The organism is Pseudomonas sp. WT-JTC (assembly GCF_056711565.1).
In genome coordinates this window covers 2,917,821-2,942,238 of sequence record NZ_CM160042.1, presented here as the reverse complement: position 1 = coordinate 2,942,238, position 24,418 = coordinate 2,917,821, and the positions used below count along the sequence as shown (strand labels likewise).

The 24,418-nt window shown below is 58.9% G+C and carries 21 protein-coding genes and 3 tRNA genes; 14 read left to right on the top strand and 10 right to left on the bottom strand.

Annotation, left to right across the window (positions count from 1 at the left end; genetic code table 11):
* Positions 1–192: 192 nt before the first annotated feature.
* Positions 193–858, bottom strand: a complete 666-nt coding sequence (locus AC06G5_RS13510) for a TetR/AcrR family transcriptional regulator (RefSeq protein WP_480459668.1) — start codon at positions 856–858, stop codon at positions 193–195.
* Between the two features lie 178 nt (positions 859–1,036).
* Between AC06G5_RS13510 and AC06G5_RS13505 the strand changes: the two genes are divergently transcribed.
* Entirely contained in the window at positions 1,037–1,879 is an 843-nt protein-coding gene (locus tag AC06G5_RS13505; RefSeq protein WP_480459666.1) for an NAD(P)H-binding protein, read from the top strand.
* 92 nt (positions 1,880–1,971) lie between these two features.
* Positions 1,972–2,166, top strand: a complete 195-nt coding sequence (locus tag AC06G5_RS13500; protein ID WP_413424955.1) for a hypothetical protein — start codon at positions 1,972–1,974, stop codon at positions 2,164–2,166.
* 191 nt (positions 2,167–2,357) lie between these two features.
* Here the strand turns inward: AC06G5_RS13500 and AC06G5_RS13495 are convergent, their stop codons facing one another.
* Entirely contained in the window at positions 2,358–2,963 is a 606-nt protein-coding gene (locus tag AC06G5_RS13495; RefSeq protein ID WP_480459665.1) for a transglycosylase SLT domain-containing protein, read from the bottom strand.
* A gap of 317 nt (positions 2,964–3,280) precedes the next feature.
* Here AC06G5_RS13495 and AC06G5_RS13490 point away from each other — a divergent pair, with 317 nt between their 5' ends.
* The gene (locus tag AC06G5_RS13490; RefSeq protein WP_480459663.1) at positions 3,281–3,766 is read left to right on the top strand and encodes a hypothetical protein; all 486 of its coding nucleotides are present in this window, start codon (positions 3,281–3,283) and stop codon (positions 3,764–3,766) included.
* Between the two features lie 147 nt (positions 3,767–3,913).
* Here the strand turns inward: AC06G5_RS13490 and AC06G5_RS13485 are convergent.
* The 7 genes from AC06G5_RS13485 to AC06G5_RS13455 form a co-directional block, all read right to left on the bottom strand.
* Positions 3,914–4,000, bottom strand: a tRNA-Leu gene (locus AC06G5_RS13485).
* A gap of 195 nt (positions 4,001–4,195) precedes the next feature.
* Positions 4,196–4,269, bottom strand: a tRNA-Cys gene (locus AC06G5_RS13480).
* Between the two features lie 47 nt (positions 4,270–4,316).
* Positions 4,317–4,392: transfer RNA gene (locus AC06G5_RS13475), tRNA-Gly, on the bottom strand.
* Between the two features lie 63 nt (positions 4,393–4,455).
* A complete protein-coding gene (gene pgsA, locus AC06G5_RS13470) occupies positions 4,456–5,016 on the bottom strand; it encodes a CDP-diacylglycerol--glycerol-3-phosphate 3-phosphatidyltransferase (protein ID WP_008015882.1) in 561 nt (186 codons plus the stop codon).
* Positions 5,017–5,048: 32 nt separating this feature from the next.
* Positions 5,049–6,872, bottom strand: a complete 1,824-nt coding sequence (gene uvrC, locus AC06G5_RS13465) for an excinuclease ABC subunit UvrC (RefSeq protein ID WP_413705007.1) — start codon at positions 6,870–6,872, stop codon at positions 5,049–5,051.
* Positions 6,873–6,874: 2 nt separating this feature from the next.
* Positions 6,875–7,516: a response regulator transcription factor GacA gene (gene gacA / locus AC06G5_RS13460; RefSeq protein ID WP_008015884.1), complete on the bottom strand. Its 642-nt coding sequence runs from the start codon at positions 7,514–7,516 to the stop codon at positions 6,875–6,877.
* Positions 7,517–7,643: 127 nt separating this feature from the next.
* Entirely contained in the window at positions 7,644–8,087 is a 444-nt protein-coding gene (locus AC06G5_RS13455; RefSeq protein ID WP_413423577.1) for a GNAT family N-acetyltransferase, read from the bottom strand.
* 663 nt (positions 8,088–8,750) lie between these two features.
* Here AC06G5_RS13455 and AC06G5_RS13450 point away from each other — a divergent pair.
* A complete protein-coding gene (locus AC06G5_RS13450; protein WP_413705008.1) occupies positions 8,751–9,827 on the top strand; it encodes a 3-deoxy-7-phosphoheptulonate synthase in 1,077 nt (358 codons plus the stop codon).
* A 60-nt stretch (positions 9,828–9,887) separates the two neighbouring features.
* Here AC06G5_RS13450 and AC06G5_RS13445 read toward each other — a convergent pair whose 3' ends face one another.
* A complete protein-coding gene (locus AC06G5_RS13445; protein WP_480459662.1) occupies positions 9,888–10,952 on the bottom strand; it encodes a hypothetical protein in 1,065 nt (354 codons plus the stop codon).
* A 338-nt stretch (positions 10,953–11,290) separates the two neighbouring features.
* Between AC06G5_RS13445 and AC06G5_RS13440 the strand changes: the two genes are divergently transcribed.
* The 10 genes from AC06G5_RS13440 to AC06G5_RS13395 all read left to right on the top strand — a co-directional run bounded on the left by AC06G5_RS13440 (position 11,291) and on the right by AC06G5_RS13395 (position 24,329).
* A complete protein-coding gene (locus tag AC06G5_RS13440) occupies positions 11,291–12,172 on the top strand; it encodes an esterase/lipase family protein (protein WP_413423579.1) in 882 nt (293 codons plus the stop codon).
* A 107-nt stretch (positions 12,173–12,279) separates the two neighbouring features.
* Positions 12,280–12,561 carry a peptidylprolyl isomerase gene (locus AC06G5_RS13435; RefSeq protein ID WP_007984657.1) on the top strand — a complete coding sequence of 94 codons (282 nt, stop codon included), beginning with the start codon at positions 12,280–12,282 and terminating at the stop codon, positions 12,559–12,561.
* Positions 12,562–12,696: 135 nt separating this feature from the next.
* Positions 12,697–14,565, top strand: a complete 1,869-nt coding sequence (locus AC06G5_RS13430; protein ID WP_413423482.1) for an extracellular solute-binding protein — start codon at positions 12,697–12,699, stop codon at positions 14,563–14,565.
* The gene (locus AC06G5_RS13425; RefSeq protein WP_413705010.1) at positions 14,565–15,626 is read left to right on the top strand and encodes a microcin C ABC transporter permease YejB; all 1,062 of its coding nucleotides are present in this window, start codon (positions 14,565–14,567) and stop codon (positions 15,624–15,626) included. Before AC06G5_RS13430 ends, AC06G5_RS13425 begins: the two co-directional genes overlap by 1 nt.
* Positions 15,626–16,648, top strand: coding sequence for an ABC transporter permease (locus AC06G5_RS13420; RefSeq protein ID WP_413423486.1), 1,023 nt, complete (start codon positions 15,626–15,628; stop codon positions 16,646–16,648). The genes AC06G5_RS13425 and AC06G5_RS13420 overlap by 1 nt, the downstream gene beginning before the upstream one ends.
* A gap of 13 nt (positions 16,649–16,661) precedes the next feature.
* On the top strand, positions 16,662–18,239 hold the full coding sequence (locus tag AC06G5_RS13415; RefSeq protein WP_413423488.1) for an ABC transporter ATP-binding protein: 1,578 nt from the start codon (positions 16,662–16,664) through the stop codon (positions 18,237–18,239).
* 140 nt (positions 18,240–18,379) lie between these two features.
* The gene (locus AC06G5_RS13410) at positions 18,380–19,795 is read left to right on the top strand and encodes a sigma-54 interaction domain-containing protein (protein WP_480459659.1); all 1,416 of its coding nucleotides are present in this window, start codon (positions 18,380–18,382) and stop codon (positions 19,793–19,795) included.
* 285 nt (positions 19,796–20,080) lie between these two features.
* The gene (locus AC06G5_RS13405) at positions 20,081–21,472 is read left to right on the top strand and encodes a GntP family permease (protein WP_413423492.1); all 1,392 of its coding nucleotides are present in this window, start codon (positions 20,081–20,083) and stop codon (positions 21,470–21,472) included.
* A gap of 7 nt (positions 21,473–21,479) precedes the next feature.
* Complete coding sequence (locus tag AC06G5_RS13400) at positions 21,480–22,253, top strand: 3-hydroxybutyrate dehydrogenase (protein WP_413705013.1); 774 nt, start codon at positions 21,480–21,482, stop codon at positions 22,251–22,253.
* Between the two features lie 120 nt (positions 22,254–22,373).
* Positions 22,374–24,329: an acetoacetate--CoA ligase gene (locus AC06G5_RS13395; RefSeq protein ID WP_413423496.1), complete on the top strand. Its 1,956-nt coding sequence runs from the start codon at positions 22,374–22,376 to the stop codon at positions 24,327–24,329.
* Positions 24,330–24,418 lie beyond the last annotated feature (89 nt).

Below are 24,418 nucleotides of genomic sequence, written 5' to 3'. Positions count from 1 at the left end.
CGTCTCCGAACGTTTGGCTGCCTGCCAGTTTTTCACCCTCTCCCACAACCCGGCCTGACGCCGGGATTTTTTGTTGCGCGAAACCTGCCGTCCACACCGCCAATAACTGGCGTTCAGCCTGGACCGAGCGACTGACCGCTTGCCCGCGCGAGGACTCAATCGGAGGAAAAATCCATAAACAGAGGCGTCATTTTATTGCCTGTCGGTGCCCTTGCGAGCCGGCTCCATGATCTCGCGCAGGGACATGCGCTTGAACGTCTCGACCAGTGCTCGCCCTTCCTCCGGTGCACAAGTGACCGCCAGGCGCATGGTCGCCTCGCCCAGGTGCCAAATCAAAAACGCCGACTCCTGAACCTGTTGTTCATCGATGTCGGGATACACGCGAAACATCGCCTGGGCCAGTAGTGCGCTGGCCACCCGGCTCTCCACCAGCTCCAGTTGCAATAACTGCTTGTCAGCCTGCATGCCGGACCAGATGTCACGCATCACCGGTGTCGCCATCACGATCTCGTAATACAGATCGAGCAACTGCGAATAGGCGGCACGCAAGCCCTGGGCATCCTCGACGGCCTCCATCGCCTCTGTAATGCAGCGACGACTCTCAGCGTTGTAGCGTTCGGCCAGCGTGCGGATGACGGAACTCTTGTCGGGAAAATACTGATAAAGAGAACCGATCGAGATCCCGCAGCGCTCAGCGATTTCACTCATCTTGAGTTGATCGCTGCCCTTTTCCGCGATCAATTGAGTCGCCGTCGCCAAAATCCGCTCCTGACGTTCGCGGCTGCGCTGTTGCGTGGGATTGCGTCGAACCGCTTGTGCAGCAGGCTGTTCGAGGGCTTCAGGAGTCTTTTTGCGCACGAGTGAATTTCCCGATCAATAACGTGACATGTACTCACCTTAGCATCGCCACTCCCAACGCCCAATAACAGATACCACACGTCGGGGAACTCGAACTGACGGGTTGACGGAAAAACATGAGGATCTATCATCTTTTAAACATGAGCATCACTCACATTAACCGATGGAGATGAACGCGATGAAAACCGATCAACCAATCACACTGGTCCTTGGTGCCACGGGCAAAACCGGGCGGCGAATCACACAACGACTCGAAGCTGCCGGCCTGGCCGTCCGCCGAGGCTCCCGTAACGCGAATCCCCCTTTCGACTGGGAAGATCGATCAACCTGGGACGCAGTGATAGATGGCGTGCATGCGGTCTACCTTTGCTTTCAACCTGATCTCGCCGTTCCTGGCGCTCTGGAATCCATCCAGGCTTTCACCGACCTGGCGGTCAAAAGCGGAGTCCGCAAACTGGTTCTGTTATCCGGGCGCGGCGAAATCGAAGCGGAACAGGCTGAGCGTGTTGTACAGAACAGCGGGATTGACTGGACGATTCTGCGGGCCAGCTGGTTCTGCCAGAACTTTAGCGAGGCGCACTTTCTTGAACCCATTCTGCAAGGTGAACTCGCACTCCCCGTCGGCCAGGTCGCCGAGCCCTTTGTCGATGCAGAAGACATCGCCGAGTGTGCCATCGCTGCACTGACCCGACCCGGACACACCAACCAGCTCTATGAATTGACCGGCCCTCGGGCATTGACCTTTGCCGATGCCGTGACCGATATTGCCCGCTCCACCCGTCGCAACATCGAATTCGTGGCCGTACCAGCGGACGCCTATCGACAGGCCATGGAACAGGAACAACTTCCCCAGGAGTTGATCGACCTGGTGCTCTATCTCTTCACGACTGTGCTCGATGGCCGCAACACGCCAATTGCCGATGGCGTACAGCGGGTACTGGGGCGGCCGGCACGCGACTTCAGCGACTATGTGCAACGCACTGCCGCTACGGGCATCTGGGGAGATGGAAGCCCGACGTAACGCATTGGCGAGAACAGGATTCCTCGGCTAGGGTCTCTTGCGTATCGAACTGCGGCGCCTTAATTGGCAGGAGCCTGATCAAGGAGGAACCCATGTCACTCAATCGTAGTGCCGAACAAATCTACCGCCAGTGGTCCACCCCGATCCTGCTGGAGCTCAAGGAGCGAGAACATCAACTGACCCCGTCAGACCGCCAGGCACTGGAAAACGAATTGCTGGAAAGAAGGCTGATCAACACCGGCAATCCGACCGGCAGCGATCGCCGCAAGGCAGACCCGGCGTCCTGAATAGCATCAGGCAACCACGATCAAGAAAGAAATGATGGAGCAGAAACAAACAAGGGCTTGCATCCACTTTCGCTGCAAGCCCTTGATTTTTAGTTGACGCCCGACAGGCCTGTCAAACACATCAAAAGTCCAGATCGACGCATCCAGTCCGGTCGTACGAACTCTCGTCGGGGCCGTCACTTTTTACCGCGCTAAAACCACCCACCACGATCATCTTCCAGTTCCTGGCGACACTGCTTGAGTTGGGCGTTGTAAATCTCTGACTGCTTTTGCACTTTCTGGGCAACCTGCATCAGCCACGGTTTACTGCGATAGGAATTGCGGCTAAAGCCCCCACGCCCCTCGTGATAAGCCAGGTACTGATTGTAGGTGTCCCATTTGGAGATTCCGAGCTGACGCTGAGTGCCAGTGGTGTACCAACCGATAAACATGATCGCGTCGTCGAAGCTGTCACGCGAACCGCCGTTGGCAGTATCGTTCTTGTACTCGCCCCACACCGGATCCTGAGCCTGCGCATAACCGTAAGCCGAGCTGACCCGCCCCCAGGGGATCACCCAGAGCAGGTAGTCACGAGGCGGCAATGCGTCAGCCACGAAGCTGCTTTCCTGCTTCATGATCGCCATGGCCACATGCAGAGGCGTCCCATATTCACTCTGCATCTCTAGCGAGTCCTCATACCAGTCGGGATACTCACGGTAAATGCTGCAGAGATTGCCTTGATCCCTTGGTGGTGTAGTCGTGCAACCTGTCAAAAAAGTAACCAACAAAGCCAACAGTAAAACTTGTCCTTGTTTCATTCATCATCCTCAAAAACAAGGGCATAAGGTGCCCTCCGTTTACTGCAAGGCGCCTGAGTCAGGCAGTTGCAGGCAAAAACCTCAGAAGACATCTTTCCTGGTGGCGTCACCCTTATTGAGGGACTGCTTTGTAAGTGCCTGTTGCAGACATTCGGATGTAGAACGGGATGAGTTGCGGGGCAGACTTTTGATTTTGCGATGCAAAGAAATAAGGACCACCGTCTGACTAGCTGCCTACTTCAGCGCCAGGGCCAGGGTCAGGCCGGGGTCCATGACGAACTATAATTTAGTGTTGGGGGACCGTCGGAGGTAGCGCTATGCGTATCTTCAAGCAGCTCCTGCTCCTGGTCGCGGGGCTTCTGGCAAGTAGCCTCTCGCTGGAGGCAATCAGCAGTGGCGGCCTAGGTCAAAATCCTCACCCGGCCGTTCTGGTCAGTGGGCAGCCACAGCAATGCGGGCAATTCCACCATTTCCACAGTGGCTCGTTTCATATGGGAAACCGGCATTTCGTGCCAATGGGAAACCGGCATTTCGTACAAATGGGCAACCGGCATTTCGTACCAATGAACAACCGGCATTTCGTACCAATGGATAACCGGCACTTCGTACTAATAGATAACCAGCATTTCGTACCAATGGATAACCGGCACTTCGTACTGATCCACCGGATAAACAGCTTCGAGGTGATCAGAGGGCCCGGGGTCAGCAATCAGCCCTTCGATTCCAGGCACGTTCACTTTGTGCGCCGCTTCGATCCGCGGACGGGGCTATTTCTGATTCAACCGGCAACATTCGGGAAGTAATGGACCAGCTTGGTCAAACCACTGTCGTGATGACTGAGCAATACATCCGCAACCGCAAGGGGAAGAAGGTGAAATCTACAAAATAGGGCGTTCGGCAAAAAAACTAAGGGCCTGAATGAGGTATCTCACGCAAGCCCTTGATATTCATGGTGCCCGAAGCCGGAATCGAACCGGCACGCCCTTACGAGCGGGGGATTTTAAGTCCCATGCGTCTACCAGTTTCGCCATTCGGGCGGTAGCGCGGTGAAGCGTCCAGGCTCTGCCAAATAACGATCTGGCAATTCTGACGCCTGTGCAGCAGAGGTGGAAATATATACATCCCGCCCCGGTGAAGCAAGTTCGCAAATACCCTTTTCAAGACTAAATCTTGCAGGCTACTGCAAATAAAAAAGCTCCGTAAATCAAAGATCTACGGAGCTTGTTTATTAGTGGAGGCCGAGGTCGGAATCGAACCGGCGTAGGCGGATTTGCAATCCGCTGCATAACCATTTTGCTACTCGGCCTCAAAACATTTGGTGTCTAGTAGCGCGACATCAAATGCGTACAAACTTGGAGCGGGAAACGAGACTCGAACTCGCGACCCCGACCTTGGCAAGGTCGTGCTCTACCAACTGAGCTATTCCCGCGTCTTGGTGTGGCGCATTCTATAGAATCCAGAAGCCCCGTCAACCCTTTGATTCAAAAAAGTTTTATTTCTTTTCAACGTCGGTCTTCAGATGTGGCCAGGCAGCCCGCAGGTACTGGACCATCGACCACAAAGTCAGGCCAGCCGACACCATCAGCAAGGTGTAGCCCAGCAAGACCCAGAAACTGAAATCCTTGGAATTGGCCAGCAGGATCACCAGCGCCAGCATTTGCGCGGCGGTTTTCCATTTGCCCAGGTTCGACACAGCGACGTGGGCACGAGCGCCCAGTTCGGCCATCCATTCGCGCAGTGCCGAGACGACGATCTCGCGACCGATGATCACGGCGGCAGGCAACGTGAGCCACAGGTTTCCGTGTTCCTGCACCAACAGTACCAGTGCAACCGCCACCATCAGCTTGTCGGCAACCGGATCGAGAAAAGCCCCGAACGGTGTGCTTTGTTCCAGGCGGCGGGCCAGGTACCCATCCAGCCAGTCGGTGGCGGCAGCGAATGCGAAGACCGAGGCGGATGCCAGGTAGCTCCATTGGTAAGGCAGGTAGAACAGCAAAATGAAGATCGGTATGAGCAGAACGCGTAGAACGGTAATCAGATTAGGGATATTCATCGGCACAACTGGCTACGAGGTGAGGGGGCATTCTACTCGCTGTGCAGATTTGCATAAATCAACTCTGCGAGCTTTTTACTGATCCCGGGGGCTTTGGCAATTTCTTCGATGCTTGCACGAGACAGCTCCTGCAATCCACCAAAATGTTTCAACAAATCCCGCCGACGTGTTGGTCCAACGCCGGCGACGCCTTCCAGTGTAGACGTCCGACGGGTTTTTCCACGTCGGGCGCGGTGCCCGGTGATGGCAAATCGGTGTGCTTCGTCGCGAATCTGCTGGATCAGGTGCAACGCGGGAGAATCGCCGCGCAACGTGAACTCATGTGCAGCGTCGTTCAGGTACAGGGTTTCGAAACCGGCCTTGCGCGTCGCGCCTTTTGCCACGCCCAGCAGAATCAGATCAGGTACGGCCAATTCATCGAGCACATCGCGGGCCATGGACAACTGGCCTTTACCGCCATCGACCAGCAGGATGTCCGGCAACTTGCCCTCCCCGTCCTTCAGCTTGCTGAAGCGTCGGGTCAACGCCTGATGCATCGCCGCGTAATCATCACCGGCGGTAACGCCCTCGATGTTGTACCGACGGTAATCGGCCTTGATCGGGCCCTCGGGGCCGAAGACCACGCAGGACGCCACCGTCGCCTCGCCACTGGAATGACTGATGTCGTAGCACTCAAGTCGTTGCGGCGGCTCATCCAGCTTCAGCACCTCTGCCAGCGCATCGAAGCGTGCCGTAATGTGCTGACGATTCGCCAGGCGCGCACTCAGTGCCTGCTCGGCATTGGTCACCGCCAATTGCTGCCAACGCGCCCGCGTACCACGCACGCGATGGCTGATGGTCAGTTCACGACCGCGCAGCTCGTCGATGGCGGCGATCAGTGTTGGAAAGTCATCGTGAACCACATTGACGATCAGTTCGCTCGGCAAGTCGCGCTCAGGACTGCTGATGAAATATTGGCCGAGAAACGCGGCCATGACTTCGGAAACGTCTTCCTCAATACCAACCTGAGGGAAGAAGTTCTTGCTGCCCAGTACCCGCCCGCCCCGCACGCTGATCAAGTGAACACAGGCACCGCCCGGGTTGACGAAGGCAGCAATCACATCGACGTCTCCGGTTCCGCCTTCCATGCTCTGTTGATCCTGAACCCGGCGCAGCAACGCAATCTGATCCCGCAACTCGGCTGCTCGTTCGAACTCGAGATTTATTGCCGCCTCTTCCATCCCGGCGGACAACTCGTCAGTCAGGGCATTGCTGCGCCCCTCAAGAAACATCACCGAGTGACGCACATCCTCGGCATACACCTGGGGTTCGACCAGCCCGACGCAGGGCGCCTTACAACGTTTGATCTGGTATTGCAGGCAGGGACGGGTTCGGTTCTTGTAATAACTGTCTTCGCATTGCCGAACGAAAAACGTCTTTTGCAGCAGGCTCAGGCTTTCGCGGATCGCACCGGCGCTCGGGTAAGGACCGAAATACTTGCCCTTGGCCTTTTTCGCGCCGCGGTGAATGCTCAGGCGTGGAAACTCTCCGTCGGAGAGATAGACGTAAGGGTAGGACTTATCGTCGCGCAGCAGGATGTTGTAGGGGGGGCGCCATTCCTTGATCAGCGTCTGCTCAAGCAGCAAGGCTTCGGTTTCGTTGGCCGTGATCGTGGTTTCGACCTGGGCGATTCGCGCTACCAGTGCGGCGGTCTTGGGGGCAAGCCCGGTCTTGCGAAAGTAGCTCGACAGGCGATTCTTGAGGTTTTTCGCCTTGCCGACATAGAGCAACCGCGCTTCGCTGTCGAACATGCGGTACACGCCGGGGCGGCCGCTAACGGTCGACAGAAAGGCGCTCGGATCAAAGGTGTCGGTCATTTTCAGAGGCTGGCGTCGACCATGCCATGTCGAACCGCCAACAGCGTCAACTCGACATCACTGCTGATCGAAAGCTTTTCGAAGATGCGGTAACGGTAGGTGTTCACGGTTTTCGGGGACAGGCACAATTTGTCGGAAATGATCTGTACTTTCTGGCAACCGACGATCATCAGCGCGATCTGGATTTCCCGCTCCGATAATGCATCGAAAGGTGAATCGTTGGTGGGCTGGAATGACTTGATCGCCAGCTGCTGGGCAATCTGCGGGCTGATGTAACGTTGCCCGGCGAACACCAGGCGGATGGCCTGGACCATTTCCGGCAAGCCTGCCCCTTTGGTCAGGTACCCTGCCGCACCGGCTTGCAACAGCCGTGTAGGAAACGGGTCCTCTTCACACACGGTCACCGCGACGACCTTGATATCCGGATGGCTGCGCAGCAATTTGCGAGTGGCTTCGAGCCCGCCGATACCCGGCATCTTGACGTCCATCAACACCACATCGGGCTTCAGCTCACGCGCCTTGAGCAGGGATTCTTCACCCGACTCGGCCTGGCCGACTACTTGCAGGCCATCGATGTCAGCCAGCATTCGTGTAATGCCTGTACGAACGAGATCATGGTCATCGACTACTAGAACCCTAATCAAGCAGACACCTCGCGATATGGTCTTATTCGGTTGCCAGACACCTTAGCAAAAAGCATCTGGCAGACCTAGCGGAAAGCGTCAGATTAAAAGTTTCAATTCATCTTGAAAGGCTTGTTGCAAGCGTGTTTCAGCAATGCGGGCCCGGGATCTCCAGCTGCATCCTCAGGAAACATTCGTCCTTGCCTGCCACCCTCAGTCCCTTGCGCTCGTACAGCACTTGCGCCGGGTTGTTTTGGAAAACCGTCAGGCGCAACGCCGGGCGCCGCTCCTTACGCGCGAGAGCCAGTACCTGATCGATCGCCCAGGATCCTGTGCCCTGCCCACGAAACGCTTCGACGATATGCAATTCGCGGATATACAAGGCTCTGGCATCACGACTCAGGCTGACATAACCCAGGACATTGTCGCCCCTTGCAATCAATCGGTTGTCTCGTCCTGCCCAGGCCACGTCGAACGCTTCGTCCTGCCACAACAGATCATGCTCGATGTAGTAACGCAGCATGCCTCTACAGGTCAGTTCGCGGGCGAATTCCAGGTCATCCGGTGTTGCCGGACGCCATTGGCGTTCCATCATTCCAGCTCCACGGAGAGGGTCAGTACGGTCATGGTGCGTCCTTGTGACGATATGTTTGTTGTTGAGGTGCAGAGTGTGTCACAACCTTCGGAGCACTCAAGTGATAGAAAGCGCCGTCGTTGGCCGATAGCATTTTCTGATTGAATCTGCGTACCGGCCTCTAGTAAGCTCGGTCCATCCATCGGAGACAGACCATGTTCAACACTCTCTTGCAGCTTCGTACCGCCAGCGCCTTGCGCTCGGTTGCGGCTGCCCGGGTGAACAACGGTTGTGCTCCGGTCAGCTTTTATTTTGGGTATTGGTTTAGCCACTGGCGCGCCTGATACCCACACGGCGCCCACTTTAAACGGGTCGCCACCAGAGAATTCTCAACCCCCGGTCGGCCTCCCGACCGGGGGTTTTGTTTTTTCAGCCCCATCACTTTTAGCGACACATCAGTCATTCAGAGGATTCAGAACATGAACTACGCCACCTATTACCGTTACGACAGTTTTACCGCCTGGCGATTTACCACCCTCCGCTCGGGACAGCCTGCCGCCTCCGATCGGTCACCCACAGGTGGCAAGCACACACACGCAGCCAATCTGGCCAATTGTCGAACACCCCAGTAGGGCCGAGCGCGCGGGCATGAACCCGCCACCAGCCCAGGAAGCCTTGAATATGAATTCGTCCGTCTCTGCACTGCCGCTGTCCACCTTGAGCCCTGCCAATGAAGCGCTGACCCTGCGCCTGCCCAGCTCATTGCAACTCAAACAGCAATTGCCCCTCGGCAACGCCCTGATCCAGCAAGTCGCCGCCCACCGCCAAGCGGTTCGGGCGATCCTCAACGGTGAAGATTCCCGTCTGCTGGTCATCGTCGGCCCATGCTCGATACACGATCCGAAATCAGCCATCGAATACGCCGGCAACCTTGCCCGCCTCGCCGCCGAAGTCAGCGACCAGATGCTGCTGGTGATGCGCGCCTACGTCGAAAAACCCCGTACCACGGTTGGCTGGAAAGGCCTGGCCTACGACCCGCATCTGGATGGCAGCGATGACATGGCCGCCGGCCTGACGCTGTCCCGCGAGCTGATGCGCGAAATGCTCCGCCTGGGCCTGCCCGTGGCCACTGAACTGCTGCAACCGATGGCGGCAGGTTACTTCGATGATCTGTTGAGCTGGGTGGCGATTGGCGCCCGGACGACGGAGTCGCAGATCCATCGGGAAATGGCCAGCGGCCTGGGCATGCCTGTAGGGTTCAAGAACGGGACTGACGGAGGTGTCGCTGTCGCCAGTGACGCCATGCGCTCCGCGGCCCACCCCCATCGTCATTTCGGTATCGATAGCCAGGGACACCCGGCGATCATTCAAACCCCCGGCAATGCGGACACTCACCTGGTATTGCGCGGCGGCCATCGCGGACCGAACTACGACAGAGCCAGCGTCGCGCAGGTGAACAGCGACCTGTCCAGGCTCAGGATTCCGGCTCGTATCATGGTCGACTGCAGTCACGCCAACAGTGGTAAAAACCCGTTGCGCCAGCCGGCCGTGTTCAACGATGTGCTTGAACAACGTATGCAAGGTGATCGTTCGCTGATTGGCATGATGATCGAAAGCCATTTGTTCGAGGGCTGCCAGCCGTTGAGCTCGTCATTGCAATACGGTGTGTCAGTGACCGATGGCTGCCTCGGTTGGGCCGGAACAGAACAACTGTTGCTTGAAGCGGCAGATCGGCTGCGAGCGCAAGGCAACGCCTGATAGTCGGCATCATCCATCCGCCCTCCGGCCTTCATTCGAAGACTGGAGGGCAAATGGCAATCAATGCCCCATCAGGGACTGCACCTTCACCAGCGTCGCCCCGGAATGCTGGCAAGTGTCATCAAGGCGTTCGACAGAATAGGAAACACGGATCGCAGAATCTCGATGCTCAATCCAGAAGCGGTAGGGAACTATGAACACCAACGGTTCGCCGGCCGTGTCTCTGGTTATTTCGCGGTCGTCACAGTGATTGAAGCTCTCCCCGTCACATTTCAGGTAAACCAGCTCCCCTTTTTGAGCCCTGGGGTTTTCGATGACGATGGTCACGCCATCCTGTGCATCAAGCAGATCCACCCAACCTTCGTCTGCTTCCAGCACAGTGGGCGCTGGCAGTGCCCCCCGCCCCGGCTTGCAGATCATCAGTGTCGTTACTTCAGAGTAACGGGGACCATGCCCTGCTTGCTTGACGCAATAGTCGACGGAAACCCGGGAGCCCAGGTTGGCCGCAATGTACTCCGGGCTCACCCAAAACGACAGTTCGTCCCCCACGGAAAAGGACTCGACCTTGAGTGCGTCACTGAAACTTCCTTCGATCGAAACGCCAGCCCAGGACAGCAACACCCAGTCGCCTGCCGCCATGCGCGCATAGGGTTTGATCGTGACGATCGCCCCTTCCTCCACCCGACCCGGATCAAGCGTTCTACCCATCGTATCGTTCACCGTCGCAGGCAACAGGTCCGATTGCACATCACCTACGCACAGTTGCAAACGATGGGAATTCACAGGCTCCGTAAAACAGCTGCTCATGAGTGAGTAACTGATTTCGAGTGAGCCACCGTCAAGCGCCACGATAAGTGCGCTGCCCACAGTGAAGATCATGTCCTCGCCGACCCGGTCCTCACTGACAAAGCGTGCCACCTGAAGATTGCAGGCAAGGCCATCGGCGTCCAGCCCCGCCCAATGCAATAGCAACTTGTCGCCGCAGGTCATGCCTGGATAAGGCAAAACCCTGATGACGGCTTTTCTGTCAGCGGGGTTCAGAACGCCGTTTTCCGCCTGTTCAAGTATGGGAAGTGGTAAAGGTTGCTGCGCGAGACTCAAGGTATCGGGTTCATAAACAGTCATTCATTCGCTCCAGTCCCTGGAATGAACGCCGAACAGGTGGTCGGCGTTGGATGACGACAATTTAATCTCACGGTCAACAGTAGTGATGTCAGCCCCTCGCTCCGGCTCGCCTGGAAAAAAGATATATCCGAAGTAGGTCTTTGATCAGTAGCAAGCGGATTGCCGCGAAAAGTCGTCAAACCATTCCGACTAATGCCTCAACCACTCTTAAGCATTCGTACCTGTTCTATTCCGCTTTTCGCAAGCTTCGGCGGACTATTCATACATCACACCAACCTCGAGTGTTTTAGAGTGAAACGCCATGCAGTCCCAATGAACTTCTGCGTTGAGGTATGAATATGCAAAGGAATGCAAACACTTGTTATCCGTTACTGCTGGTCCACGGCCTTTTCGGTTTCGAAAGAATCGGCAAGTTCGAGCTCTTTCACGACATCAGGCAGGCGCTGAGGAACGCCGGAGCAAGGGTGTTCGTTCCCCATTTGTCGGCCGCCCATGACAACGAGGTACGCGGTGACCAATTACTCACGCAGATCGAGCGGGTACTGGAAGGAACCGGTGCAAGCAAAGTCAACCTCATAGGCCATGGCCAGGGCGCACTGACTGCACGTTATGCCGCAGCGATTGCGCCAAACAGGGTCGCGTCGGTGACTTCAGTCAGCGGGCCGAACCATGGCTCGGAACTGGCCGATTTCCTGCGCAAGGCTTTGACGCCGGGCTGCCTTCCGGAACATGTGGCCGAGACGGTGGTGACCGTCTTCGCCGACTTCCTCGCGACATTAAGCGACAATCAGTACCAACCGCGGAGTGCCATTGCGGCCCTCAATGCGCTGACCACCGAAGGCGTAAGCGCATTCAACGACAAGTACCCGCAAGGCCTGCCGACCACTTGGGGTGGCAAGGGGCGCGAACGGGTCAACGGTGTTCGTTACTACTCGTGGAGCGGCGTGCTGCAGTCGAATGTTCTCGAAGAAGGACTCTATGCGCTCGATCCGCTCCATGCCCTGTGTCGGGCCCTTTCCGTTTATTTCGTCACGGAAGGCGAGCAGAACGACGGTTTGGTCGGTCGCTTCAGTTCCCATCTGGGCACGGTCATCCGGTCCGACTATGCGCTGGATCATCTGGACACCATTGGCCAACCGACCGGCCAGTTGCGCACGGGAGTCGACCCGATTGAATTGTATGTCCAGCATGCCGGGCGACTGAAAGACGCCGGTCTTTGAGGCGTCACCCGCCGTGGATCCCGCGTGGAACGGAACTTTGAGGAGAAATAGCTCACTGAATCCGGTAGGCTCAGCACTTTATCGAGTATTGAAAGGAGTATTTTCCCATGGCTAAAGCCACTGCCCGTCACATCCTTGTTGCCTCGGAAGCCAAGTGCAACGAACTCAAGGCTCAAATCGAGGCCGGCGCCGACTTCGCCGAGGTTGCCAAGGCAAACTCCACCTGCCCTTCCAGCCGCCAGGGCGGTGACCTGGGTTCGTTCGGTCCGGGCCAGATGGTCAAGGAATTCGACACCGTGGTCTTCAGCGCGCCGATCAACGTGGTCCAGGGCCCGGTCAAGACCCAGTTCGGTTACCACCTGCTGGAAGTGACCAGCCGTCAGGACTGATCGACGCTTGAGCCATTCACACAACGGCCCGCCTTTTGGTGGGCCGTTGTGTTTCCGACACGTAATTCGGCTGGCGAGGGACGCGCCGCTAGCGTACAAATTGTGGTTAACGACCACCCGGCTCTAAGGCTGAAAATGCGACTGGCTTTCACTACCTTGTTGTTCACGACCGTGGCCCTGTTGTCGGGTGCCGCGGGTGTGAATGCAGCACCGCAACCGGCAATGACCGTGTACGGCGAACCGGCAAAATACCCTGCCGGCTTCAGTCATTTCGCCTACACCAACCCGCAGGCCCCCAAGGGCGGCACGATGCGGCGCTCGGCAATCGAAATCGGTCAGTTCGACCATGTCTTGCCTTACATCGACAAAGGCATCGGCGTCACACAGATCGACGGCTTGCTCTATTCACCGCTGGCCCAGCGCTCGCTGGACGAGCCGTACACCGTGTACGGCCTGGTGGCAGAGAAAATGGAGCGCTCCGGGGACGGCCTGTCGCTACGTTTTTACCTCAACCCCAAGGCGCGCTTTGCCGATGGCAAACCGATTACCGCCGAAGACGTGCGCTACACCTTCGACCTGCTGATGACCCAGGGCAGCCTGCGTTACCGCACCCAGTTCGCCGACGTCAAAGGCGTCGAAGTGGAATCGCCGCTAACCATCCGCTTTGATTTCAGGAACAGCGAAAATCGCACCCTGCCGCTGGATATCGCGACCCTGCCGGTGTTTCCCGAACACTGGTGGAAGACCCGCGACTTCGCCAGTGGCGGCGGCTATGAAGCACCGTTGGGCAGCGGTCCCTATAAAGTCGGCAAGATCGATTCCGGGCGCAGCATCACGTTCGAGCGCAATCCCGACTGGTGGGGTAAAGACCTGCCGGTCAGCCGTGGCCTGTACAACTTCGATCATTTCAGCATCGAGTACTTCGGCGATACCGACGTGGCGCGCCAGGTCCTGCGCGGTGGCGCCTATGACTACAATCGCGAATTTTCCGCCACCAGCTATTCCATCGGCTACGACAGCCCGGCCCTGAGCGACGGTCGCCTGCAAAAGGCCCACCTCGCCACCGAAGCGCCGCAGCCGGCCCAGGGTTTTGTGTTCAATCTGCAAAAGCCCATGTTCCAGGACCGTCGCGTGCGCCAGGCCCTGGTGATGCTGTGGGACTTCGAGTGGAGCAACCGGCAGATGATGCGCGACATGTACATCCGCCAGCAGAGCTTTTTCTCCAATACTGATCTTGCTGCCCGCAAACTGCCGGACGCGGGTGAGCTGGCGATTCTCGAACCGCTGCGCGGGCAGATTCCCGACGAAGTCTTCACTAAAGTGTTCGAGGCGCCGAAGACCGATGGCAGCGGCGTGATTCGCGACAAGCAGTTGCAGGCCCTGGACTTGCTCGAACAGGCCGGCTGGAAACCCAAAGGCGATCAACTGGTCAATGCCGACGGCGAGCCTTTGAGTTTTACGTTCCTGGTCAGTCAGAACGGCATGGACCGCCTGCTGTTGCCCTATAAACGCACGTTGAAACAGATTGGCATCGACCTGAACATCCGCCGAATCGACTCGTCCCAGTACGTCAATCGCCTGATGAGCCGCGACTACGACATGATCGTCACCGGCTACCCGGTCACCACGTCTCCGGGAAACGAACTGCTCAACTATTTCAGTTCGGCGGCGGCCACCGACCCGGGATCAAACAATTACATGGTGTTGAAGAACCCGGCAGTGGACACTCTGATCACCGGGCTGATCCGCGCCAATACCCAGGCCGACATGCTGCATTACGCCCACGCCCTGGACCGGGTGCTGCAATGGAACTACTACTGGATTCCCAACTACTACCCGCCGGGAACCTCTACAGTGTGGTGGAACCGCTTCGGCATCCCGAACGTGCAAGCGAGCAATGACGAAGCCATCGAAAGCTGGTGGGAGATGAGCACCACGCCATTGACCAACCAACAGATGACCGCCGAGCGTATCAGCCGTGGCAAACCCGGAGGGCCGCACTGATGTGGGCTTACATATTACGGCGCCTGCTGCTGATCATTCCGACGCTGGTGATCATTCTTCTGGTCAACTTTGTCATCGTCCAGGCCGCGCCGGGCGGGCCGGTCGAACAGGCCATAGCGCACCTGCAAGGCATTGGCGGCGCTGCGGTCGGCGGCGGCTCCGGCGAAACCATGAGCGGCAAGTCCCGGGCCAGTCGCGGGCTCGATCCGCAGCTGATCAAGGACATTGAAAAACAGTACGGCTTCGATAAACCGGCACACGAACGCCTCTGGCTGATGCTCACCAGCTACGCGCGCCTGGACTTCGGCAAGAGTTTCTTCCGCGGCGCCACCGTCACCGACCTGATCCTCGAAAAAATGCCCGTGACCATTTCCCTCGGGCTCTGGGCGACGCTGATCACCTACCTGGTGTCGATTCCCCTGGGCATCCGCAAGGCCGTGCACCATGGCAGCCAATTCGACATCTGGAGCAGTACCGCGATCATCATCGGCTATGCCATGCCGGCGTTCCTGTTTGCGATGTTCCTGATCGTGGTCTTTGCCGGTGGCACTTCGCTGAACTGGTTTCCGGTCCGCGGGTTGGTCTCGGACAACTTCGAATCGCTGTCGACCGTTGGCAAAGTGGCCGACTACTTCTGGCATCTGGTGTTACCGGTGACCGCGCTGGTGATCGGCGGTTTCGCCACACTGACCATCCTCACCAAGAACTCGTTCCTCAATGAAATCACCCGCCAGTACGTGGTCACTGCCCGGGCCAAGGGTTTGAGTGAACGACGTGTGCTCTATGGACACGTATTCCGCAACGCCATGCTGCTGGTGGTGTCGGGCATTCCCCAGGCGTTCATCAGTGTCTTTTTTGCCGGTTCCCTGCTGATCGAAGTGATCTTCTCCCTCGACGGCCTGGGCCGCATGAGCTACGAAGCGGCGGTATCACGGGACTATCCGGTGGTGTTCGGCTCGTTGTTCATCTTCACCCTGTTCGGCCTTCTGATAAAACTGGTCGGCGACCTCTGCTACACCCTGGTCGACCCGCGTATCGACTTCGCCGCGAGGAACGGCTGATGCTCAAGCTTTCACCGCTGGCGCGTCGCCGTTTCGAGCGATTCAAGAAAAACCGTCGGGGCTGGTGGTCGCTCTGGCTGTTTGTCGGCCTGTTCCTGATGACCCTGGGCGGCGAGCTGATCGCCAATGACAAACCGTTATTGGTCAGCTATCAAGGCCAGTGGTACTTCCCGGTCTTCAAGCGCCACACCGAACAGGAGTTCGGCGGGCAACTGCCGTTTCAGGCCGACTACCGCAGCGACTATGTACAGAAGCTGATCAAGAAGGACGGTGGCTGGTTGCTGTTTCCGCCGATTCCGTTCAGTGATGACACCCCTAACTACGACCTGAACAAACCCGCCCCCAGTCCGCCCTCCAGCGTCAATTGGCTGGGCACCGACGACCAGGCACGGGACGTGCTGGCCCGGGTGATCTTCGGTGCCCGGGTGTCGATCCTGTTTGCCTTGATGCTGACGTTTGTCAGTGCCCTGATCGGCATCGCGGCCGGGGCACTGCAAGGCTATTACGGCGGCTGGGTGGATTTGCTTGGCCAGCGTCTGCTGGAGGTGTGGTCGGGGTTACCAGTGCTGTACCTGCTGATCATCCTGTCGGGCTTCGTCGAGCCGAATTTCTGGTGGCTGCTGGGAATCATGGCGCTGTTTTCATGGCTGGCCCTGGTGGACGTGGTGCGCGCGGAGTTCCTGCGCGGGCGCAACCTGGAATACGTCAAGGCCGCACGCGCACTGGGCCTGACTGACCGCAAAGTCATCGTGCGACACATTCTGCCCAACGCGATGAACGCGACCTTGAGCTACTTGCCGTTCATTCTCACCGGAGCGATTTCCACCCTGACCGCGCTGGACTTCCTCGGCTTCGGCATGCCTGCCGGCAGCGCGTCCCTGGGTGAACTGATCGGTCAGGGCAAGCAAAACCTGCAGGCGCCGTGGCTGGGCCTGACGGCGTTCTTCACCCTGGCGCTGATTCTTTCTTTACTGGTGTTCATTGGCGAAGCACTGCGCGACGCGTTTGATCCCCGGTCATGATGTGGATGTTGATATGACCAACCTGATCGAAATCCGTGACCTCAGCGTGGCCTTCAGCGGGCAGGCCGTGGTGCGCAATCTGTGCCTGGACATCCGCCCCGGCGAATGCCTGGCGCTGGTGGGCGAATCGGGGTCGGGCAAGTCAGTGACGGCCCACTCGATCCTCCAGTTGCTGCCGCAAACCGACACCGAGACAACCGGCAGCATTCGCTATCGCGGCCAGGAACTGGTGGGCGCCGATACCGGCAAGTTGCGACAACTGCGCGGCAATCGCATAGCGATGATTTTCCAGGAGCCGATGACCTCCCTCAACCCGCTGCACAGCATCGAAAAGCAGATCGGTGAAACCTTGCTGGTACACAAAGGCCTGGCGGGCAAAGCCGCGCAAGCGCGGATCCTTGAATTGCTGCACCTGGTGGGCATCCAGAAACCCGAAGAACGCCTCAAGGCCTATCCCCATCAATTGTCCGGCGGCCAGCGCCAGCGGGTGATGATCGCCATGGCCCTGGCGTGCGAACCGGAACTGCTGATTGCCGACGAGCCGACCACCGCGCTGGACGTGACGGTGCAGCGCAAGATCCTGCTGTTGCTCAAATCCCTGCAACAGCGGCTGGGCATGTCGCTGCTGCTGATCAGCCATGACCTCAATCTGGTGCGCAGCATCGCCCAGCGCGTGTGCGTGATGAAGGCCGGGGAAATCGTCGAGCAGGCGCCTTGCGAGATCCTTTTCACCGAGCCGAAGCACCCTTACAGCTGCGTATTGCTGCACGCCGAACCCGAGGGCCAGGCCTTGCCCCGGGACGCGCGCGAAAACGTGCTGGAGGTGGATAACCTGCAGGTGCGGTTTCCCGTCGGTGGAGGCCTGTTTCAGCGCAAGACCTGGCTGCGGGCCGTCGATGGCATCAGCCTGAACATTCAACGTGGCAAGACCCTGGGCATTGTCGGCGAATCCGGTTCCGGCAAGTCCACACTCGGCCAGGCGATCCTGCGTTTGCTCGACTCCGAAGGCAGCATCCGCTTTCAAGGCCAGGCGCTGGATGGCCTGACGCAAAAGCAGCTACGCCCATGGCGCAAGAAGATGCAGGTGGTGTTCCAGGACCCCTTCGGCAGCCTCAGTCCGCGCATGTCGGTAGCGCAGATCATCAGCGAGGGCCTGGAAGTGCACAGCCAGTTGAGCGCTGAAGAATGCAATGCCGAAGTGATCCGGGCACTGAGCGAAGTCGGCCTCGACCCGCAAAGCCGCCATCGCTATCCCCACGAATTCTCCGGTGGACAGCGCCAGCGCATCGCCATCGCCCGGGCGCTGGTGCTGAAGCCGGCGCTGATCCTGCTCGACGAACCGACCTCGGCGCTGGACCGCACGGTGCAGAAACAGGTGGTCGCCCTGCTCCGCCAGCTTCAGGAAAAACACGGCTTGACCTATCTGTTCATCAGCCATGACCTGGCGGTGGTGCGCGCCCTGGCCCACGACATGATCGTGGTCAAGGACGGCAAAGTGGTGGAACGCGGCGCCAGCCATGAGGTGTTTGCCTCACCGCAGCATCCGTACACCAAGGAGCTGTTGGCGGCGGCGTTGTTGGGGCAGGCATAATCTTGCCGTTAGACCGCATCGCGGCCTTCGCGAGCAAGCCCGCTCCCACAATTGATCTGTGTCGTGCACAAATCCCCTGTGGGAGCGGGCTTGCTCGCGAAGAGGCCAGCACAGGCAATACATAATCAGGATCAGCCCCCATGAACACCACCGAAAGCCTCAAGGACTACCAGCGCGTTCGCTTGCTGGCAATCCGCTCGTTGTTCGAGATCATCGAGCAATCGAGCGAGGGCACGGTGATTGTCGACCGCGATGCCAACATCGTCTGGATGAACGAGCGCTATGCCCGGCGCTTTGGCCTGCAATCGGCGGAAGTTGCGATTGGCAAACCCTGCGAAAGCGTGATCCCCGGCAGCCTGTTGCGTGAGGTGGTGCGCACCGGCCGGCCGATTTTGCTGGATATGCAAGACACCCCCAAAGAGCCGCTGGTGGTCATGCGCCTGCCGATTCACGACGATGCCGGCGTGGTGATCGGCGCCATCGGTTTCGCCCTGTTCGACGAATTGCGCAGCCTGTCGCCGATGCTCAAGCGCTACATGAGCATGCAGGAAGAACTGGCTTCCACCCGCTCGCTGCTGCGGGCGCGACAGACCAAATACAACTTCGCCCACTTCATCGGCACCAGTGCCGCCAGCCTGGAAGTCAAACGTCGCGCCCGGCGCAGTGCGAGTACCGAATCGCCGGTGCTGCTGCTCGGCGAAACCGGTACCGGCAAGGAGTTGCTGGCCCAGGCCATCCACAACGCCTCGCCCCGTGCGCACAAGGCGTTCGTGAGCATCAACAGCGCGGCGATTCCTGAATCGTTGCTGGAAGCCGAATTCTTCGGCACCGCCCCCGGCGCGTATACCGGTGCCGACCGCAAGGGCCGTGCTGGCAAACTGCAAATCGCCCAGGGCGGCACGTTGTTCCTCGATGAAATCGGCGACATGCCGCTGCCCCTGCAAAGCAAGCTGCTGCGGGTATTGCAGGAAAAGGAATTCGAGCCGGTGGGCTCCAACGAGGTGATCCAGAGCGATGTGCGGGTGATCGCCGCGACCTCCACGGACCTCGAGGCGGCCATCAAGCGTGGCGAATTCCGCGCCGACCTGTATTACCGACTCAATGTGTTGCCGATCCAGGTTCCGCCCCTGCGCGATCGCCTCGATGACGTGCCGGCGCTCAGCGAGGCGATTCTTGAGGAGCTGCGCAGCCAGCATGAACTGCACCACGAAGCCCTGGAACTGTTGGGGCAACACGCCTGGCCGGGGAACATCCGGGAACTGCGCAATGTGCTGGAACGGGCCGCTTTGCTCAGTGATGACTTGCGCCTGACGGTGGCGGACATCCGTGCAGCGATTGGTACGTTCACCCCGGTGGAGCGCGTGGCGCCATTGGCCATCGAACCGATTGCCCACGAGACGTTCAGTGCGGCGCGGGAGCGGTTTGACCGGCAACTGATCGAAACGACCCTCGCGCAATGTGGGGGCAAGGTGATTGATGCAGCGGCGCGGTTGGGGTTGGGTCGGTCGACGTTGTACAAAAAGATGGTGGCTTTGGGAATTGCAGAGTCTCACTAAAGAGACATATATCTCCTTTTATAGAACGTCCATCGCGAGCAAGCTCGCTCCTACAGGATAGGGTGTTCCACTGGCCAACTCGGTCAACTGTGGGAGCGGGCTTGCTCGCGAAGAGGCCGGCACTACCGAAAAAGGTCTCAATACAGAGACAATATTTCCTTACAGCATCAACCAGATCAAAATATATCCTTATATTTCAACAAGTTAAGCATCTGGCACAAAACTCGCTATACGCCTCTCCTGTCAAGTTTCACCCTACAAAAATAACAAACCAGGAGACACACCATGAGTGTGATCATTGCCTTGGCAGCCCTCGCGCTGCTGATGCTGGCTGCCTACCGTGGCTATAGCGTTATCCTTTTTGCCCCGATTGCCGCCCTCGGCGCTGTCCTGCTGACTGACCCGTCCGCCGTCGCCCCCGCTTTCACCGGGGTGTTCATGGAAAAAATGGTCGGTTTCATCAAGCTGTATTTCCCGGTGTTCCTGCTCGGTGCGGTGTTCGGCAAGTTGATTGAACTGTCCGGCTTCTCACGCTCCATCGTCGCGGCCGCGATTCGCTTGCTCGGCACCCGCCAGGCGATGCTGGTGATCGTGCTGGTCTGCGCCCTGCTGACCTACGGCGGCGTATCGTTGTTTGTGGTGGTGTTCGCGGTCTATCCGTTTGCCGCCGAAATGTTCCGCCAGAGCAACATCCCCAAGCGGCTGATTCCGGCGACCATTGCCCTCGGCGCCTTCTCGTTCACCATGGACGCCCTGCCTGGCACGCCGCAGATCCAGAACATCATCCCCAGCACCTTCTTCAACACCACTGCCTGGGCTGCACCGTGGCTGGGCGTGATCGGCACGATCTTCGTGTTCTGCGCCGGCATGCTGTTTCTCCAGCGCCAGCGCAACAAGGCCCAGCGTACCGGTGAGGGCTATGGTTCGGACCTGCGCAACGAACCGGAAACCGCCGCCGACATCAAACTGCCCAATCCCTGGATCGCCCTGTCTCCGCTGCTGGCAGTGGGCATCATGAACCTGCTGTTCACCCAGTGGATTCCCCAGTGGTACGGCAAGACCCACAGCCTCGCGTTGCCGGGCATGGCCGTGCCGGTGACCACGGAAATCGCCAAGCTCACGGCGATCTGGGCGGTCCAGGCCGCGCTGTTGGTGGGCATCCTCATGGTGCTGGCGTTCGGCTACAAGGCGATCAGCCGCAAACTCGCCGAAGGCAGTAAAAGCGCGGTCAGCGGTGCGCTGCTGGCGGCCATGAACACCGCCTCGGAATACGGTTTCGGTGCCGTGATCGCGTCCCTGCCCGGCTTTCTGGTGCTGGCCGACTGGCTCAAGAGCATTCCCAACCCACTGGTCAACGAAGCCATTACCGTGACCCTGCTGGCTGGTATCACCGGTTCCGCCTCGGGTGGCATGAGCATCGCGCTGGCGGCGATGTCCGAGCAGTTCATCAGCGCCGCCCATGCTGCGAACATTCCGCTGGAAGTGCTGCACCGGGTCGCCGCGATGGCCAGCGGCGGCATGGACACCCTGCCGCACAACGGCGCGGTGATTACCCTGTTGGCCGTCACCGGGCTGACCCACCGCGAGGCTTATAAAGACATTTTCTGTATTACGCTGATCAAGACCCTGGCGGTTTTCGTGGTGATCGGCACCTTCTACGCCACTGGCATTGTGTGAGGTATTCATGACGACTCTTTCGGGCAAGACCGCACTGGTCACCGGCTCCACCAGCGGCATCGGCCTGGGGATTGCCCTCAGCCTGGCCAAGGCCGGGGCCAACCTGATCCTCAACGGCTTCGGCGATGCCTCCAGCGTGATCGCCGAGGTGCAACAGTTCGGCGGCAAGGTCGGCCATCACCCGGCCGATGTCAGCGATCCGGCGCAAATTGCCGACATGATCGCCTACGCCGATCGCGAGTTCGGCGGCGTCGACATTCTGGTCAATAATGCTGGTATTCAACACGTGGCAGCGGTGGATGAGTTTCCGGTGGAACGCTGGGATTCGATCATTGCCATCAACCTGTCGTCGGTGTTCCACAGCACCCGTTTGAGTCTGCCGGGCATGCGCGCCAAGGGTTGGGGCCGGGTGATCAACATCGCCTCGGTGCATGGTCTGGTCGGCTCGGTGGGCAAGTCAGCCTATGTCGCGGCCAAGCATGGGGTGATCGGCCTGACCAAAGTGGTCGCCCTGGAAACCGCGACCACCCAGGTCACCTGCAACGCGATCTGCCCGGGCTGGGTACTGACGCCACTGGTGCAAAAGCAGATCGACGATCGTGCCGCCAGTGGAGTCGATCTGCAGCAGGCGCAGCACGATTTGCTCGCCGAGAAGCAGCCATCGCTGGAGTTTGTGACGCCGCCGCAACTGGGTGAACTGGTGCTGTTCCTGTGCAGCGATGCCGGCAGCCAGGTGCGTGGCGCGGCGTGGAATGTGGATGGTGGGTGGCTGGCGCAGTAACTGGCCGATGGACCGCGTTATCGTTCTTCGCGAGCAAGCCCGCTCCCACAGGGGATCGCATTTCCATGTGGGAGCGGGCTTGCTCGCGAATGGATCTACAGACATAAGAAGAGGCAAACCATGTCCGACATCCTCTGGCAACCCGACGCCAAACGCATTGGCAAGACGCGCATGGAGGCTTTCCGGCGCTTCGTCAATCAGCGGTATCACCTCAAGATTGACGACTACCCTGCCCTGCACCAATGGTCCATCGAGCAACGTCCCGACTTCTGGCAGGCGATCGTCGATTTCTTCGACATTCGTTTTCATGAACAACCCGACACCGTGCTGCTCGAAGGCCCTGAGATGCCCAGCGCCCAGTGGTTTCCCGGCGCGACCCTGAACTTTGCCGAACACTTGCTGCTGCGTCGCGACGATGCGGTGGCCGTGGTCGCCATCGGGGAAAACGGTCAACGCGAACACCTGACCTGGGCCGAACTGGCAGAACAGGTTGCCGGTTTTCAGAACGGTTTGATCGCCGCCGGCGTCGGTGTGGGTGACCGGGTCGCCGCCTGCATGCCCAACACCTGGCAAACCCTGGTGGCGATGCTCGCCACCACTAGTCTTGGCGCGGTCTGGTCCTGTTCTTCACCGGACTTCGGCACTCAAGGGGTGGTTGACCGCTTCGGCCAGATCGAACCGAAAGTGCTGGTGACCTGCGCCGGTTATCGCTATGCCGGCAAGGAGATCGACCAGACCGCCAAGGTCAACGAAATCCTCGAACGCCTGCCGTCGTTGCAGCAGTTGATCATCCTGCCGTATGGGCGGCCGCATACGCGGATCGAACATTTCCGCACCCCGGCCAACGTGACGCTGTGGGACGATTTCTACGAGCCCGGCGGCGAACCGGATTTCGTCCCGGTGCCCTTCGCCCACCCGCTGTACATCCTCTACTCCAGCGGCACCACCGGCGTACCCAAATGCATCATCCACAGCACCGGCGGCGTACTCCTGCAACACGTCAAGGAACACGGCTTGCATTGTGATCTCGGCCCCGGCGAACGCCTGTTCTACTACACCACCTGCGGCTGGATGATGTGGAACTGGCTGGTGTCGGCGTTGGCGACAGGCAGCTCCGTGGTGCTGTATGACGGCTCGCCGTTCCATCCCGACCCGCAACGCTTGATCGACCTGATCGACGACGAGTCCATCAATGTCTTTGGCACCAGCCCGAAATTTCTCGCGACCCTGGAAAGCAGCGGCATCAAGCCGCGTGAAAGTCATGACCTGGGCAGCCTCAAGACCTTGCTTTGCACCGGCTCGGCGCTGTCGCCGCAGAGTTACGACTTCGTTTATCGCGACTTCAAGGCTGACGTGTGCCTGGCCTCGATGTCCGGCGGCACCGACATCGTCTCGTGCTTCGTCAACGGCAACCCTGTGTCGCCAGTGCGGCGTGGCGAAATCATGGGCAAGAGCCTGGGCATGGCCGTCGAAGTGTGGAACGACGCCGGCCAACCGGTGATCGGCGAAAAAGGCGAACTGGTGTGCACCCGCCACTTCCCGGCAATTCCCGTTGGCCTGTGGAACGATGCCGATGGCGAAAAGCTGCGCAAATCCTATTTCAGTCTGTTCCCCGGCGTCTGGGCCCAGGGTGACTACGCCGAACAACTGCCCCATGGCGGGATGATGATCCACGGCCGCTCGGATGCCGTGCTCAACCCCGGCGGCGTGCGCATCGGCACGGCGGAAATCTATCGCCAGGTGGAAAAAATCCCACAGGTGCTCGACAGCGTGGCCATCGGTCAACAATGGCAGGATGACGTGCGGGTGGTGCTGTTCGTAAAGCTGCGCGAAGGGCTCGAACTGGACGAGGCATTGCAACAGCAGATCCGCCAGACGATTCGCGCCAACACCACGCCGCGTCATGTACCGGCGAAAATCGTCGCGGTCACCGACATTCCCCGGACCATCAGTGGCAAAGTCGTTGAGCTGGCGGTGCGTAATGTGGTGCATGGGCAGAAGGTGAAGAACACCGATGCGCTGGCCAATCCCGAAGCGCTGGAGCAGTACCGGAACAGACCCGAACTCCTGGATTGAAATATGGTTACCTGTAGGAGCGAGCTTGCTCGCGATAAACCCGAGAGCGCCGCGGGGCACCTGGCAACCAGCGTAATCGTTGACGACCA